General features: G+C 33.7%; 17 protein-coding genes. All 17 read right to left on the bottom strand.

The window, feature by feature from the left end:
* Window positions 1-15 precede the first annotated feature (15 nt).
* Window positions 16-783: an isoprenyl transferase gene (locus FHP05_RS01460; RefSeq protein ID WP_147665388.1), complete on the bottom strand. Its 768-nt coding sequence runs from the start codon at window positions 781-783 to the stop codon at window positions 16-18.
* A 270-nt stretch (window positions 784-1053) separates the two neighbouring features.
* Window positions 1054-1611 carry a ribosome recycling factor gene (gene frr / locus FHP05_RS01455; RefSeq protein ID WP_147665386.1) on the bottom strand — a complete coding sequence of 186 codons (558 nt, stop codon included), beginning with the start codon at window positions 1609-1611 and terminating at the stop codon, window positions 1054-1056.
* Between the two features lies 1 nt (window position 1612).
* Window positions 1613-2335, bottom strand: coding sequence for a UMP kinase (pyrH, locus tag FHP05_RS01450; RefSeq protein ID WP_147665384.1), 723 nt, complete (start codon window positions 2333-2335; stop codon window positions 1613-1615).
* Between the two features lie 77 nt (window positions 2336-2412).
* Complete coding sequence (tsf, locus tag FHP05_RS01445) at window positions 2413-3297, bottom strand: translation elongation factor Ts (RefSeq protein ID WP_147665383.1); 885 nt, start codon at window positions 3295-3297, stop codon at window positions 2413-2415.
* A 109-nt stretch (window positions 3298-3406) separates the two neighbouring features.
* Window positions 3407-4198, bottom strand: coding sequence for a 30S ribosomal protein S2 (gene rpsB / locus FHP05_RS01440; RefSeq protein ID WP_147665381.1), 792 nt, complete (start codon window positions 4196-4198; stop codon window positions 3407-3409).
* A 197-nt stretch (window positions 4199-4395) separates the two neighbouring features.
* Entirely contained in the window at window positions 4396-4833 is a 438-nt protein-coding gene (locus tag FHP05_RS01435) for a DUF6115 domain-containing protein (protein WP_147665379.1), read from the bottom strand.
* Window positions 4834-4843: 10 nt separating this feature from the next.
* Entirely contained in the window at window positions 4844-5038 is a 195-nt protein-coding gene (locus FHP05_RS01430) for a DUF342 domain-containing protein (RefSeq protein ID WP_147665377.1), read from the bottom strand.
* 18 nt (window positions 5039-5056) lie between these two features.
* Window positions 5057-5836, bottom strand: a complete 780-nt coding sequence (locus FHP05_RS01425; protein ID WP_147665376.1) for a FliA/WhiG family RNA polymerase sigma factor — start codon at window positions 5834-5836, stop codon at window positions 5057-5059.
* A gap of 27 nt (window positions 5837-5863) precedes the next feature.
* Entirely contained in the window at window positions 5864-6361 is a 498-nt protein-coding gene (locus FHP05_RS01420; protein WP_147665374.1) for a chemotaxis protein CheD, read from the bottom strand.
* On the bottom strand, window positions 6354-6986 hold the full coding sequence (locus FHP05_RS01415) for a chemotaxis protein CheC (protein WP_147665373.1): 633 nt from the start codon (window positions 6984-6986) through the stop codon (window positions 6354-6356). Before FHP05_RS01415 ends, FHP05_RS01420 begins: the two co-directional genes overlap by 8 nt.
* A 4-nt stretch (window positions 6987-6990) precedes the next feature.
* Window positions 6991-7470 carry a chemotaxis protein CheW gene (locus FHP05_RS01410; protein WP_147665371.1) on the bottom strand — a complete coding sequence of 160 codons (480 nt, stop codon included), beginning with the start codon at window positions 7468-7470 and terminating at the stop codon, window positions 6991-6993.
* Between the two features lie 26 nt (window positions 7471-7496).
* A complete protein-coding gene (locus FHP05_RS01405; protein ID WP_147665369.1) occupies window positions 7497-9512 on the bottom strand; it encodes a chemotaxis protein CheA in 2016 nt (671 codons plus the stop codon).
* Window positions 9502-10557, bottom strand: a complete 1056-nt coding sequence (cheB, locus tag FHP05_RS01400; protein ID WP_147665367.1) for a chemotaxis-specific protein-glutamate methyltransferase CheB — start codon at window positions 10555-10557, stop codon at window positions 9502-9504. The genes FHP05_RS01405 and cheB overlap by 11 nt, the downstream gene beginning before the upstream one ends.
* Before the next feature lie 5 nt (window positions 10558-10562).
* A complete protein-coding gene (locus FHP05_RS01395; RefSeq protein WP_147665366.1) occupies window positions 10563-11426 on the bottom strand; it encodes a MinD/ParA family protein in 864 nt (287 codons plus the stop codon).
* Window positions 11419-12522 (bottom strand): flagellar biosynthesis protein FlhF, encoded by a 1104-nt coding sequence (flhF, locus tag FHP05_RS01390; protein WP_147665364.1) that lies wholly within the window; start codon window positions 12520-12522, stop codon window positions 11419-11421. Before flhF ends, FHP05_RS01395 begins: the two co-directional genes overlap by 8 nt.
* The gene (gene flhA / locus FHP05_RS01385) at window positions 12519-14549 is read right to left on the bottom strand and encodes a flagellar biosynthesis protein FlhA (protein ID WP_147665362.1); all 2031 of its coding nucleotides are present in this window, start codon (window positions 14547-14549) and stop codon (window positions 12519-12521) included. The genes flhF and flhA overlap by 4 nt, the downstream gene beginning before the upstream one ends.
* Entirely contained in the window at window positions 14546-15643 is a 1098-nt protein-coding gene (gene flhB / locus FHP05_RS01380) for a flagellar biosynthesis protein FlhB (protein WP_147665361.1), read from the bottom strand. The genes flhA and flhB overlap by 4 nt, the downstream gene beginning before the upstream one ends.

Genomic DNA, 15643 nt, shown 5'->3' with positions numbered 1-15643 from the left:
ATCCAGTTCATCACCTTATTCAATTCCTCCATAACGTCTTTTCCTTTTTTGAAAATTGATCAGTGCTTCATAAAAATCATCTTCTGTAAAATCTGGCCACAATGTATCTGTAAACCAAAATTCAGAATAGGCACATTGCCACAGGAGGAAGTTACTTAAACGTTTTTCACCACTTGTACGAATTAACAAATCTGGATCAGACAATCCTTTCGTATATAAATAGTTTGAAAACACTTCCTCATCGATTTCATCCAAATTATAGTTGGATAAATTCTTATCTCGAATCATTTTTCTTACTGCTTGGATGATTTCAAATCTAGCACCATAATTAATTGCAAAATTTAATAATAGCCCATCATTATCTTTTGTTTTTTCCTTAGCATCTTCAATTGCTTCCTTTGTAAAATCAGGCAAAGCAGACAATTCTCCAATTGTCTCAACTCGAACATTTTTCTCTATTAATTCCGGTAAATAAATATGTAAGAACTCTTTTGGCAATTTCATCAAGAAATTCACTTCATAATTTGGACGTTTCCAATTCTCTGTTGAAAAGGCAAATAATGTTAATATCTTAATGTTATATTTTGTAGCAGCACGGACTGCTCTTTGTGTAGCCTCCATTCCCTCTTTATGTCCTGCAACACGTGGAAATCCTCGCTTTTTTGCCCATCTTCCATTTCCATCCATAATCACAGCAACATGTGATGGGACATTTTTAAGTTGTATATGTTGATTGCTTACGTTTTTTTCTTTTTTACTAAAAAAGGGAAATCTGATTGACATATTCTGTCCTCCGAATACTTTAAATTAAAACGGATATACATAGATGTTTGTAAAAACCATTCATTAATCAAAAAGAAAGATATATTTTTTATTATAATACATTTCGAATGAAGTTGAAAATATTAAATAAATCGTAAACCATCATATTCATCCATATCATGTATACATCCTTATTTATTGTATGCCCGCTAGCTAATAATACCACAAAAGCCCTCTTTTAAAAAGAGGGCTTCCACAATAAAAAACAAGCAGTTCTAGAGGAATTAAGCATTACACTTCCATGATATCCTCTTCTTTTACTTTTGTGAGCTCGTCAATTTTTGCTATGTACTGATCTGTTTCTTGTTGTACATCATCTTGTAAGTTACGTAATTCGTCTTCCGTTATATCTCCATTTTTCTCTAATTTTTTAAGCTCATCATTTGCTTCACGGCGGAAATTTCTCACTTGAACTTTACTTTCTTCTGCATATTTACCAACGATTTTCACAAGCTCTTTTCTTCTTTCTTCTGTTAAAGCAGGAATATTAATTCGAATAATATTCCCATCACTGGAGGGTGAAAGTCCTAAATCTGCTTTTTGAATCGCTTTTTCAATATCATTTACAACTGTTTTATCATACGGTGTGATTGCTAGAAGACGCGCTTCAGGTGTTGATATATTAGCTAATTGGTTTAGTGGTGTAGCTGCACCATAGTATTCAACAAGAACATTATCGAGAATACTAGGGTTTGCTCGACCAGTACGAACGGTAGCTAAATTTCTTGAAAATGCTTGTATTGCTTGATCCATTTTTTCTCGCATACCTTTAAATACATCCGCTTCCATTTCAATTCCCCCTTATCGTTGTTCCAATCGTTTCACCTTGAACAACCCTTTTTATATTTCCTTCTTCTGTAATTGAAAATACAATTAATGGAATATCATTATCCATACATAAAGATGAGGCAGTGGAATCCATTACGCCTAATCCTTCGTTTAACATATCTAAATAAGAAAGCTTATCATATTTTGTTGCTTCTTTATTTACTCGTGGATCATCTGAATATACTCCATCTACATTATTTTTTGCCATCAAAATTACTTCTGCTTCAATCTCTGCAGCACGTAATGCAGCAGTAGTATCTGTAGAAAAATATGGATTACCAGTACCAGCAGCAAATATGACTACACGATTTTTTTCTAGATGGCGAATCGCTTTTCTTCTTATATAAGGTTCTGCTACTTGACGCATTTCGATAGATGTTTGGACTCTTGTCGGTATACCGATCTTTTCCAGCCCATCTTGTAATGCGAGTGAATTCATTACAGTAGCAAGCATGCCCATATAATCGGCAGTGGCACGATCCATGCCCATCTCACTACCAATTTTTCCACGCCACACATTACCACCGCCAACAACTATTGCGATTTCAACACCTAAATCAGCAACTTCTTTTACTTGACTAGCGATAGATTGTATCACTTTTGGTTCAATTCCATATCCTTGTTCACCACTTAAGGCTTCTCCACTTAATTTCAATACAATTCTGCGGTAACAGGCTGTTGTCATAGTAACCTCCATAACAGTGTTTTATTTTAGGTGATATATGAATAGGGAACGTTGTTGTTCCCTATTTCATTATTTCATTATTTCTTTATTTGGTTCATAACTTCTTCTGCAAAGTTTTCTTCGCGTTTTTCCATTCCTTCTCCTACTTCATAACGAACAAACGCTTTTACTTCTCCACCGTGGCTAGCAACATGTTTTTTCACTTTAACATCTGGATCTTTAACAAATGCCTGATCTAATAGGCAAATTTCTTCGAAGAATTTACCAAGACGACCTTCTACCATTTTTTCAACGATATGTTCTGGTTTACCTTCATTTAAAGCTTGTGTTTTTAGTACTTCTCTTTCACGGTTCACTTCTTCTTCAGGAACTTCTTCGCGATTTACATAACGTGGATTTGATGCTGCGATATGCATTGCTACATCTTTAGCAACTTCTTCATCTGTAGTTCCTTCTAATAAAGTTAGAACCCCAATTCTACCACCCATATGTAGGTAGTGTCCAAATGCATCGGCATCTGTTTTTTCTATTACTTCAAAACGACGTAGAGAAATTTTCTCACCTATTGTAGCAATAGCAGATTTAATATATGTTTCAACTACTTCTCCATCACCATGGAGCTTTTGTTCCATTGCTTCTTCAACTGTTGCTGGCTTTTGGGAAACGAGATGCTTTCCTAAGTCATTAAGTAATTGTTTAAATTGATCATTTTTTGTAACGAAGTCTGTTTCACAATTTACTTCTAGAAGAGCTGCTGTATTATTATCTACAACAACATGTGTAGCACCTTCAGCCGCAATTCTATCAGCTTTTTTAGCTGCTTTAGCAATCCCTTTCTCACGTAGGAAATCAATTGCTTTTTCGATGTCACCATCTGTTTCTACGAGTGCTTTTTTACAATCCATCATACCTGCACCTGTTTTTTCACGAAGTTCTTTTACCATTTTTGCTGAAATAGCCATTTATAAATCCTCCTTAAGCTTCTGTTTTTCTATATTCTATCTAGTATGGTTCCTTTTGTGAAAAAAAGTGATAAAAGGTATTCCCCCTTATCACCTTTCTTTTTTGTAATTATTCTTGTGTTGTTTCTACTTTTTCTTCTTCTTTTACATCTTCAGCAACTGTTTCTTCTTTTGATTCTTCAGTAGCTGTTTTCTCAGTCACTTCTTCTTCCAATACTTCACCTTGTTTTACTTCAAGAATAGCATCAGCCATTTTAGATGTAAGAAGTTTAACAGCACGAATCGCATCATCGTTTGCTGGAATGACGTAGTCCACTTCATCTGGGTCACAGTTTGTATCAACAATTCCGATGATTGGAATATTTAGTTTGCGCGCTTCAGCAATTGCATTACGTTCTTTACGTGTATCAATTACGAAAATAGCATCCGGAAGTTTCTTCATATCTTTAATACCGCCTAGGAATTTCATTAGGCGTTCTTTTTCTTTTAATAAATCTACAACTTCTTTTTTCGGTAGAACTTCAAAAGTTCCATCTTCTTCCATGCGTTCAATTGATTTTAGACGGTTAATACTTTTACGGATTGTTTTAAAGTTTGTTAGTGTTCCACCTAACCAACGTTGGTTCACATAATACATACCAGAGCGTGTTGCTTCTTCAGCAACTGTTTTTTGTGCTTGTTTTTTTGTACCAACAAATAGTACGGAACCACCATTCGCTGCAACATCTTTCACAAAATTATACGCTTTTTCTACTTTTTTCACCGTTTTTTGTAAATCAATAATGTAAATACCGTTACGTTCTGTGAAAATGTATTTTTTCATTTTCGGATTCCAACGGCGTGTCTGGTGACCAAAATGTACACCAGCTTCCAATAACTGTTTCATTGAAATGATTGACATAATATTCCTCCTAATTGGTTTTACCTCCGACCACGTCATTTTTGTATACGAACCATTGTTATGCCGTCTTCCATAACAATGGCACCACGATACAAATTAGTAGTCGTGTGTGTTTTTTTATGTTTTCCTTAAAGCAACATAGTGTTTACACCAAAAAATAATATACCATAACTATCATATGCAAGCAAGTAATATCTTTATTTTTTTGCATGAAATTTAATAATCAAAGATGCTTCTGTTTTTCCACAATCTAATTTTTTGGCGATTTCATCTACTGATATACCCTGATCATGTAATTGTAATACTTTTGCATGCATGGATGTTTCCGTTTCGTCACTCACTGTAATATTTTTTATCAATGGTTTATCATTTATTGTTACGGTATCCTTAGTTATCTTGTCTTCCATTTTGTTAGATGTACTAGATCTGTTGGATTGATTAGGAGATTTTGTATTTGATAATAGAAGTTTATTTTCTTGTTTTATCTCTTCTAAATAGGTGTCAAGTAGTTGAATAACTTCTGGGTTATTCTGGTTCGTCTTTACGGTTTCTTTGTATAATTTATATAAAATATAAATTAATACGAATGTAATAATATGTATAAGAAAACTAATAGTGAACAAGAATAAAGTCATCATATCCTCCTTATTTACGTTTATCAATTACTTTTCCAAGGTATGGATGTGAAATAGGCTGCTTTCGCTCCATTCTTGTATTTTCACCTTGAATTTTTTCATCTTTCATTCCAATAATCGTGGTCACATGAACCATACCAAATATTTTAATATCTCCTTCTGCTTTCACTGTATAACCAGATGGTACATCCCCGTGGATAATAATGGATCCATTAAAAGGGTTTCACTCGTGTGCTGTTATTTTACGAAGTGTCTTATTCAGCTTAAAAATTGCCTTTTTATGAATTTGAGAAATCCTAGATGTCGTTAAGTTTAGTATTTTCCCAATTTCTGTAAATGTCAATTCTTCATGATAAAAGAGACTTATAATGATTTGCTCTTTTTCATTCAAGACTTTCAAGGCATCACCAAGCTCCTTAACCAATTCTCGTCGGATAAGTTTTTCCTCTGGCTGAACACCATTTTTGTCTGGTATAGAATAACCAATACCTTCATTTTGATCAGAATCCTGTCTTTTTCCTTTTTCATCGATTGACATTACAAAAGAAAAGAGCGTATCCTTCACAACATTTTCTACTTCACCAACTGTCATATCAACATATTTTGCAATTTCTTCAGAAGTTGGTTGTCTTTGCAATTGTTGTTCTAATTTCTGTGAGGCTTCTTCAATTTTTTTCATTTTATCCCTAATGGAGCGAGGAACCCAATCTTCTTTACGTAAGCCATCTATAATGGCCCCTCTTATACGAAATGCTGCATATGTATCAAATTTTAATCCACGGTTGATTTCAAATTTTTTCAATGCATCATATAACCCAACCATTCCAAAACTAATGAGATCGTCTTTGTTTATGTTAACTGGTAAATGTGTTGCTACTCTTTCAGTATGAAAAAATACCAAATACATATAATGCTCGATTAATTGATTGGCAGCATCGTTGTTTTTATTAGTCAGCCAATTATTCCATAGTTTTTTTTCAAGAGAAGATAATTTCGATGACACTCTACATGCTCCTCTCTATGTAAGAACTCAAATGAATGTTTCTCCCTTGTTTACTGTTCTTATTTTCAACATACTTGTCTCCGGTTCAAATTCAATTGTTCTTCCGCTATTCCCCCCAACATCAGATGAAATAATAGGGATTTTATAATAAGCTAATATTTTCTTTGTTGCATCAATATTTCTACGTCCGATTTTCATCATGTCATTTCCATTGGCAAACTGAAACATCTGTGCTCCCCCTGCTATTTTCGCTTGCAGGGCATGCATCCTAGCACCCTTATGAAGTAATTTTTCAACAAGAATGGTTATTGCTGTATCTGCATATTTATATTCATTGATTTCTTTACGACTTACTTGTTTAGAATCAGGCAGCATAATATGTGCAAGTCCAGCAATCTTTTTTGTTTTATCAAAAATAACGGCACCGACACAAGATCCTAGCCCTGATGTACGAATGGTGTTTGGCGCTTTTGCAATGTTTAAATCAGCAATTCCTACTTTAACTACCTTACCTAATTTATTCATCGTAAAATCCTAATGAATGAAAAATTTGTGCAAATGAATCAGCATCAGGAATAAAAAAGAATTGTCCATTTATGTCATTCATTAAATCACCACTATTTATTTTCGTATCGATAATAAGAGCATAATCAATTATTTTTGATAACTCTAATAGCCCGTCAACAACAATCGCACCTGCCATATCAACACTTAAGTATGGAATAGATGGACGCATATTTATTTTGGTAAAATCTGATAATGCTGACAAATAAGAACCAGTCAAAATATTACCAACTTCTTGTAATACAGAACTTGCTAGTTCATGAATTTGATTATTCTCATCAAAAAGTGCGATATTATCTTTCAGTATTTCTTGAATAAGAATTTCTGCTTCTTTTATTGACATAATAAAATAAACGGTACCCGGAGCCTTTCCTTCCACACGAAAAACAATTGCTGTAATAATGTGTTCTGGACCACCGATGACTTCAATCATTTCATTAAAGGAAACTAATCTAATGGAAGGTACCTCCATATCTATTTTTCGTTGTAACATGCTAGATAAGGCCGTTACTGCATTTCCTGCACCAATATTACCAATTTCACGGAGAACATCCTTCTGAATATCTGATAATTTATGAATATCCATTTTTTTAACCTTCCATGTTTTTTATTTGTTGAACTTCTTGAAAATCATTATTTGTTAATGTTTTTTCTAAATCTAATACAATAAGTAGGCGCTCTTTAAGATTAACTACCCCTGTAATATAGTCATGTTTGACAGAACCGATGACTTCTGGCGTCGGCTCTATCGATTGTTTTGTTATATCGATTACATCATTTGCCCCATCAACAACAAATCCAACTTCCAATTCATTAAAATGAACAATGATAATCCGGGTACTTTCATCATGTTCCTTAGGTTCCATCCCAAAGCGAATTCTCAAATCAATTATAGGTGTAACAACACCCCGTAGATTGATGACACCTTTAATATAGTTTTTTGTCTGCGGGACTCTTGTTATGGGGTGTAAGCGTTCAATGCCACCTACATGTCGTACAGGGATGACATACTCTTCATTAGCTAATTGAAACACTATGGCTTTTTCATTAACTAAATCAATACTATCCATCTGAAATCCTCCTTTATAGTTTAAATCTATTTCACAAGTGCATTTGTATCAATAATCAATGCCACTTGGCCATCACCAAGAATGGTTGCACCAGAAATTGCGAATACATCTTTTAAATATTTTCCAAGCGATTTTAATACTACTTCTTGTTGACCAATAAATGAATCAACAACAAGGGCTGCCATTTTATCGCCCTTTTTTATGATAACAATTGGAAGATATTCATCTTTTTCTACGTCAGACGTTGTTGGTATTTGGAAAATATCTTCTAGAAATATAAGTGGGACAACTTTACCGCGAAAATCAATGACTTTCTTATGATGAGCAGATAAAATTTGCTCTTTTTGAATGATCGCTGTTTCAATGATAGTTGATAATGGTATGGCATATTTTTCCTTTTCAATTTCAACTAATAATACTGAAATAATTGATAAAGTTAATGGTAATTGAATAGAAAACATAGATCCTTTATTTGGTTCCGAATCGATAGATACACGTCCACCCAACGATTCAATTTTATTACGAACAACATCAAGACCTACCCCACGACCAGATACATCAGAGATAGCTTCTGCAGTAGAGAAACCACTAGCCATAATAAGTTCATATATTTGTTGATCTGTTAATGTTTCTCGTTGATTTTCCTGAACAATACCATTTTCAATCGCTTTATGAAGAACTTTTTCCTTATTAATTCCAGCACCATCATCTATTATTTCAATAAATACATGATTTCCACTATGGAAAGCCTTTAATTGAATGGTACCTTGCTCTGGTTTTCCTTTCTTCTTTCGTTCTTCCGGTTTTTCGATGCCATGATCCACTGCATTTCGTAATAAATGAACCAACGGATCACCAATTTCATCTATTACAGTTCGGTCCAATTCGGTTTCTGCACCTATAATTTCAATAGCAATATCTTTATTCATCTCTCGACTTAATTTACGTATCATACGTGGGAATCTACTGAACACTTGTTCAACAGGTACCATACGCATGGTTAAAATAATGTTTTGCAAATCACCAGATACTCTTGACATCCGTTCTACTGTTTCCTGTAGCTCCTGATGATTCAACTCAATGGATATTTGCTCTAAGCGACCACGATCAATTACCAATTCCTCAAATAGGTTCATTAATATATCTAATCTATCAATATTGACACGAATTGTTTTTGTAGTAGCCTTTCCAGATGATTTATTAGCTGGTTGTTTCGTTTTATTTGTTTTTGTAGATTTATCCGTTTTTTCTTTTTTTTCTACTTGTCTTTCTTTTTTGTATATTGATACAGAGAATGATTGTGTTGTAACTTTTTTAACTTCCGAAATTTTCATTAGTTTCTTTTTAATTTCTTCTTGTGGACTTTTGGTAACTAGGAGAACCGAAAAAGTATTATCAAAGTCTTCCTCTTCCAGCTCATTTACAGATGGAACAGACTTTATAACTTCACCATGCTGTTCTAGTACTTCGAATACCATAAATGTCCGTGCGGCTTTAAGTAGACAGTCTTCGCTTAATTCAACGGTAATCTCTATGTTTGAAAAACCACGTTCTTTTGATTCATTTAAAATGGATAATTCAAATTCATCTAGTTCAGATTCTGCTAATAATTTGTTCCCATCTGGTGTCTGTTTTGCACTTTCATCTGTCGTTGTAATTTTTTCTCCATTTTCTAGTTGCTTTAGTTGTGATACCAATCGTGTAATATCACATTCACCTGTTCCACCATTTGTAATATCATCCACCATAGCAAGTAACTGTTCATGTACTTCGAATAAAACGTCCATCATTTCTGCTTGCACCATTATTTTGTCATAGCGAATCGCATCAAAAATATTTTCCAGCTTATGTGTTAAATCAGCCATATCATGATAGCCCATTGTAGCTGACATCCCTTTTAACGTATGTGCCGCTCGGAAAATTTCCTCAATTATACTTTTTTCTGATGGATTTTTTTCAAGTTCTAACATATAGTCTGACATGGTGTTTAAATGTTCTGTACTTTCATCAATAAATATCGTTAAATATTGACTAGTATCCATTTTTATCTCCTCCAAGCATTTCAATTACATAAACAAGTTTGTCGCTGACCTGTGTAAGTGGTACGGTATAATCTACTAAGTTTGTATCTTCAACCGCCTTTGGCATTCCATATACAATAGATGTTTCTTTAGACTGATTAATAATAATTGTTTCTTTATCTTGCTTTTTTAGTAGTTTCACGCCTTCTGCACCATCTTTACCCATCCCCGTAAGGATGACTGCTATTTTATTTACATTTTTCATTTTAGCCAGGGAACGAAATAACACATCTACTGATGGACGGTGACCGTTTACAGGGGATAATTCTGTCAACTGGATGTGAAATGATGAATCTAATTTTTGTATTTCCATATGCTTTCCCCCAGGTGCAATATATACAGTCCCATTAACAATTACTTCCTTATCTACTGCTTCCTTTACTTGCAATGATGTTAAAAAGTTTAATCGTTTAGCAAGAGATTTGGTGAAACCACTAGGCATATGTTGCACAATTAAAATCGGTGTCTGAAAATCATCGGGTAGATTGGTGAGAACCGTTTGTAATGCTCGTGGTCCTCCTGTTGATGTACCAATCACAATGAAAGAATCTCTTTTATTTGATTGGATTGGATTAGTCGATTCTAAAACTTTTGATTCTTCCACAGGCTTTTCTATTAATCTTTCTATTTTTTGAACAAAATGGAATGAAAACGATGGTTGATAAGAATCCATTTTACCTTGTGGCTTTTCTATAATCGTAACGCAGTCCTTATTTAGGGCTTGATTCATTACTTGTTTTCCTTGTTGAATCCCCCTTGTCAAGACTAATATTGGTATACTTTGATAATCTAAGATGTTATTCAACACTTTTGTTCCATTCATTGCAGGAATATCTATATCGAGAATAATTATATCTGGCGAATATTTGATAACTTTATAGAATCCTTCTACACCATTTGTTGCTGTTGCAATGATTTGATATTGCTTATTATCTTCAATGGCTTTTGTTACTAGTTGTAACGTTTTTCTGGAATGGATTATCAATAAAATCTTTATGATATTCAATACGTTTACCTCTTTCTAATAAACGTTTTTAATTTGTCAATAAAAGATAGGGAGACTATCTGTTTCTCAACCTTTTCATTTAAGTAATTGCCAACTAGTCTCTTTACCGCCTTTGAAATTGGCGCATTTTCATTTAATAAAAGATATGGTTTTTGTTTTACAACTGCTTTAGAAACAAGTGAATCATTTGGAAGAATACCAATAATATCTACTTCTCTATGTAAAAAATTAAAAATTATTTGTTTGAATTGATTCGCAACTTCTTTCCCCTTTTTCAAATGAGATACACGATTCATAACGATATATAGAGAAAAACTTCTATCATGGTGTAGAATATGTTTAATCATACTGTACGCATCTGTTATTGCCGTTGGTTCTGGGGTTGTAATTACAATACATTCATCAGAGGCTAGGATGAAAGAAAGACTTTTTTCATCTATCCCTGCTCCCATGTCAAATAAAATAAAATCAAAATGTTGTAATGCTTTCTCATATTCTTCAAAGAAATAATTCATATCCTCTTGTGCTACAGTAAAAAGATTTGTTAATCCAGATCCACCAGCAATAAAACTAAGATTTTTTGGCCCTTGTTGAATAATGTCATGAAGTTTGAAGCGCGATACAAATAAATCAACAATGGAGTGTTTTGCCTGTAATCCAAGCAAAACCTCCATATTTCCCATTCCGATATCCATGTCAATGATTAAAACTTTTTTACCTCTTTGTTGCATTTCAATTGCAAAATTTAAGGAAATATTTGATTTTCCTACTCCACCTTTGCCACTTACAAATGAAATTGTTTTAGCATGATTTCTTTTATTACTAGAACGGTAAATTTGTTGACGTAAGTTCTCTGCTTGATCACCCATTCATATAGTCCTGCATAATCAGCTCACTAATATAACGTGCTGATGGTTTGATCATATCGTTTGGAACATCTTGTCCATTGGTCAAATAAGCAATTCCTGTTTTACTGTTCAACATAAGAGATATCATGCTCCCGTATTGCCGTGTTTCATCTAATTTCGTAAAAATATATTCCTTAATAGGGATATTTCTAAATTGTTCTTGGAGTTCCAGTAGATCATCTGGTTTAGCAGTTAGAGACAGAACGAGATATATTTCAATATCTTTTTTTAAATCAATTCGACTCTTTAATTCATTTATATATTTGCTTTCACGGAAATTTCTTCCAGCTGTATCTACTAGAATTAAATCAAAAGTACTAAATTTATCAATCGCAAAACGATAATCTTCTGCTGTATAAGCAACTTCAATAGGAATATCTAAAATTTCGGCATATGTTTTTAATTGTTCAATTGCAGCAATTCGGTAGGTATCTGTTGTTATAAATGCTACTTTTTTCTTATGTTTTACTACACTGTCTGCAGCTACTTTAGCAATTGTTGTTGTTTTCCCAACTCCTGTTGGTCCTACAAAATGAACAATTTTTTTATTAAAACGAATTCCTTCGAAAGTCATATCTTTTATTCGCTTTTCAAGCTCATATTGTGTATCGCCGCCAATATTTTCCGAGGAATAAGATGCACCATGATGCATCATAACTGAATTCACTATTTCACGAGCATACTTATCTTTTAACTCTTGACTCCTTAAATATTCATACACAACTTGATATTCTTTAGGGAACACAACTTTTTGTTGGGATGAATTCGCCCGAACTATCTGTTTAAGCTGTTTTAATTCATACAATACATCTTCATTCATTTTTTCCTCACGTGGCATCGGAATTTTTCTACGTATTCTGCTTTCATTCACATCTTGTTGTAATGGTTTTGGATCCAATGCAGCAATTACTTCCAACTTTCTTTTTTTAAAGAGACCAAGAAACCCACCTTCCTTAATCTCTTTCGATTTCAAAATAATGGCATCTGACCCAAGTTCTTTACGAATTTTTTGCATGGCTTCTGGCATTGTTGGTGCTACAAATTTTTTTATTTTCATGGAACATCTACCACCCCTACACTTTGAACTTGAACATTTGCTTCTAATTCATTGTAAGATAAGACAACGACATGTGGCATATATCTTTCTAATAATTGCTTTACATACATACGAATAGGTGGAGAACAAAGAATAATTGGCGTTTCCCCTTGTATAGCAAGTTTTTCTACATGTTCACTTGCAGACTTAAAAATATTTTGCTGTGCCTCTGGATCTATTGCAAGATAATTACCATGTTCTGTCTGCTGTATGCTTTCTGCAATCATCTTTTCTACGTTCCCGGAAATTGTAAGAACACGAACAGACGAATCATCTTTTGCATACTGCTTTGTAATTTGAGGTGCAAGAGCTTGTCGTACATACTCTGCCAACAAGTCGGGATCTGTTGTCATGTTTCCGTAATCAGCAAGTGTTTCAAAAATAATTGGAAGATTGCGGATTGAAACGTTCTCCCACAATAACTTACTTAAAACTTTTTGGATACCACCAATTCGAAGTGGCTCTGGAGTGACTTCTTCCAGTAATATTGGATAACTTTCTTTTAAGTGATCGAGTAATTGTTTTGTTTCTTCCCGACCTAATAATTGATAAGCATGTTTTTTGATAATTTCTGTAATATGTGTAGAAACAACGGATGGTGGGTCAACTACTGTATATCCCATCATCTCTGCTTCGTCTTTTGTGTCCTCATTTATCCATTTAGCTGGTAATCCAAATGCAGGCTCTTTTGTTTCAACCCCTTCAATACTTTCATCCTCTAAATCAGGTGTCATTGCTAAATAATGATCAAGCAAAAGTTCCCCTTTATCCACTTCATTACCTTTTATTTTAATTCGATATTCATTAGGATTTAATTGAATATTATCCCGTATTCGAACAACTGGAATAACAAGTCCTAATTCAATCGCAAGCTGTCTTCTAATCATTACAATTCGATCAAGTAAATCTCCACCTTGATTTGTATCAACTAATGGGATCAATGCATAACCAAATTCAAATTCAATAGGATCCATGCTAATTAGTTCTATCACATTTTCCTCTGATTTCATTGCCTCTGATTCTGTTTGGTCTTCTTCTACTGTAGAAACCATTTCCTCTTGTGGTTTTTTCAATAATAAATAACCTGCTATCGCTAAAATAGTTGCAATACTTGTCGTTAATAGAAAGTTGATTGGAGTAAATCCTAATAGAAAGATTGTCCCAGCAGCTATAAATAATAATTTTGGATATTGTAATAATTGATCCGATACATCGCTACCGAGATTCCCTTCCGTAGAAATTCTAGTTACAACAATACCTGTTGCTGTTGAAATTAATAATGCTGGAATTTGACTGACTAGTCCATCACCAACTGTTAAGCGCATAAATGTATGTATTGCTTCTTGAAAAGTTAAATCCATTTGAGCCATTCCAATGATTAATCCAAAAATAATATTAATCAGTACAATAATAATCCCGGCAATTGCGTCTCCTTTAACAAACTTACTTGCCCCGTCCATCGAACCATGGAAATCGGCTTCCTTTTCTACCTTTTCTCTTCTTTCTTTTGCTTCATGTTCTGAAATAAGACCAGCATTTAAATCTGCATCAATGCTCATTTGTTTTCCTGGCATAGCGTCTAGTGTAAATCTAGCAGAAACTTCAGATACTCGTTCTGCCCCTTTCGTAATAACTAAAAACTGTATGATAACTAAAATGACAAACACAACAAATCCAACCAGTGGATTATCTCCTATTACGAAGCTTCCAAAAGTATCTACAACTCCACCTGCATCTGCTTTTGATAAAATGGATCTTGTTGTTGAAACGTTTAACCCTAAACGAAATAATGTTAAAAGTAACAAAAGCGAAGGAAAGATGGAAAATTGAAGAGGTTCTTGTGTATTCATAGAAACAAGTATAACAACGAGAGCCAAAGAAATATTGCATAGTATTAATATACTTAATAGCCAACCTGGTAATGGAATAACAAGCATGATAATAATTAAAATAACACCTAAAAGTACGGATAAATCCTTGGCCTTCATGTATTTCTCTCCTTACTCTCCAAACTTTTTTCTACTCTATAAACATATGCTAATATTTCTGCTACTGCCTGAAAGAACTTTTCCGGTATTACCTCGCCGATTTCTGCCTGATCATATAAAGAACGAGCAAGTGGGCGATTTTCTACCGTAATGACATGATTTGCTTTTGCCACTTCTTTAATTTTTAATGCGATGTGATCTGTCCCCTTTGCTACAATATATGGCGCGGATGCTCTTTTTTCATCGTATTTTAATGCAATTGCATAGTGAGTTGGGTTGGTAATAACGACATCTGCATCAGGTACTTCACTCATCATACGTTGTGTTGCCATTTGTCGTTGTCTTTCTTTTATTTTCGATTGGATAAGTGGGTCACCTTCGATATTTTTATATTCGTCTTTTATATCTTGTTTTGACATACGCATATTTTTCTCATAATCATAACGCTGATAAGCATAATCAAAAACAGACAAAAATAGGAGAGCAATAGATGCAGCAATTCCCATAGTTATTGTTGTATTACCGAAAAAAGCTGTTGCACTGTGGATATCCTTAAAAGCTAACATCATCATGTCATCTTTGTAAAACCAAATAACCATAAATGTAATAACAGAAATAACGACTATTTTCAATAGTGATTTTAATAGTTCCACAAGTGCACGAATCGAAAATATTCGTTTTGCACCTTGAATTGGATCAATTTTTTTTAAGTCAAATTTTAATGGTTCTGTTGTAAATAAAAAGCCAATCTGTATTAAATTAGAGGCAATTCCAGCAATAATTGCAATAAGCATAACTGGTGCCAACCATTTGGCAACTTCAAAAGTAGCATTTTTAAAGATTTCATGGACAGATTGTTCTGTTACATCCCAATGAATAAATTCTGTAAAGGTTTGTGTATAAAGCGATGTCATTCCGTCTTTGATGGAGCCACCAAAAACGATTAAGACGATAAAAGAAAATAAAAGTAAAATACTTGTATTAATATCTTGGCTTTTTGCAACTTTTCCTTTTCGTCTCTCATCTTGTCTTTTCTTCGGAGTTGCTTTTTCAGTTTTTTCACCTGCAAAAAACTGTAAATCAAGTCTTAACAC

Origin of the sequence: Cerasibacillus terrae, assembly GCF_008039555.1 — a bacterium.
Lineage (GTDB): Bacteria > Bacillota > Bacilli > Bacillales > Amphibacillaceae > Cerasibacillus > Cerasibacillus terrae.
The sequence above is the reverse complement of the archived record's forward strand: the minus strand, read 5'-3'. Positions and strand labels throughout refer to the sequence as shown.

What these genes read in the sequence shown, in the direction of transcription:
- FHP05_RS01460 (WP_147665388.1), bottom strand. Translation starts at nt 783, where the DNA reads ATGTCAATCAGATTTCCCTTTTTTAGTAAAAAAGAAAAAAACGTAAGC.
- frr (WP_147665386.1), bottom strand. Translation starts at nt 1,611, where the DNA reads ATGGAAGCGGATGTATTTAAAGGTATGCGAGAAAAAATGGATCAAGCA.
- pyrH (WP_147665384.1), bottom strand. Translation starts at nt 2,335, where the DNA reads ATGACAACAGCCTGTTACCGCAGAATTGTATTGAAATTAAGTGGAGAA.
- tsf (WP_147665383.1), bottom strand. Translation starts at nt 3,297, where the DNA reads ATGGCTATTTCAGCAAAAATGGTAAAAGAACTTCGTGAAAAAACAGGT.
- rpsB (WP_147665381.1), bottom strand. Translation starts at nt 4,198, where the DNA reads ATGTCAATCATTTCAATGAAACAGTTATTGGAAGCTGGTGTACATTTT.
- FHP05_RS01435 (WP_147665379.1), bottom strand. Translation starts at nt 4,833, where the DNA reads ATGACTTTATTCTTGTTCACTATTAGTTTTCTTATACATATTATTACA.
- FHP05_RS01420 (WP_147665374.1), bottom strand. Translation starts at nt 6,361, where the DNA reads ATGAATAAATTAGGTAAGGTAGTTAAAGTAGGAATTGCTGATTTAAAC.
- FHP05_RS01415 (WP_147665373.1), bottom strand. Translation starts at nt 6,986, where the DNA reads ATGGATATTCATAAATTATCAGATATTCAGAAGGATGTTCTCCGTGAA.
- FHP05_RS01410 (WP_147665371.1), bottom strand. Translation starts at nt 7,470, where the DNA reads ATGGATAGTATTGATTTAGTTAATGAAAAAGCCATAGTGTTTCAATTA.
- FHP05_RS01405 (WP_147665369.1), bottom strand. Translation starts at nt 9,512, where the DNA reads ATGGATACTAGTCAATATTTAACGATATTTATTGATGAAAGTACAGAA.
- FHP05_RS01395 (WP_147665366.1), bottom strand. Translation starts at nt 11,426, where the DNA reads ATGGGTGATCAAGCAGAGAACTTACGTCAACAAATTTACCGTTCTAGT.
- flhF (WP_147665364.1), bottom strand. Translation starts at nt 12,522, where the DNA reads ATGAAAATAAAAAAATTTGTAGCACCAACAATGCCAGAAGCCATGCAA.
- flhA (WP_147665362.1), bottom strand. Translation starts at nt 14,549, where the DNA reads ATGAAGGCCAAGGATTTATCCGTACTTTTAGGTGTTATTTTAATTATT.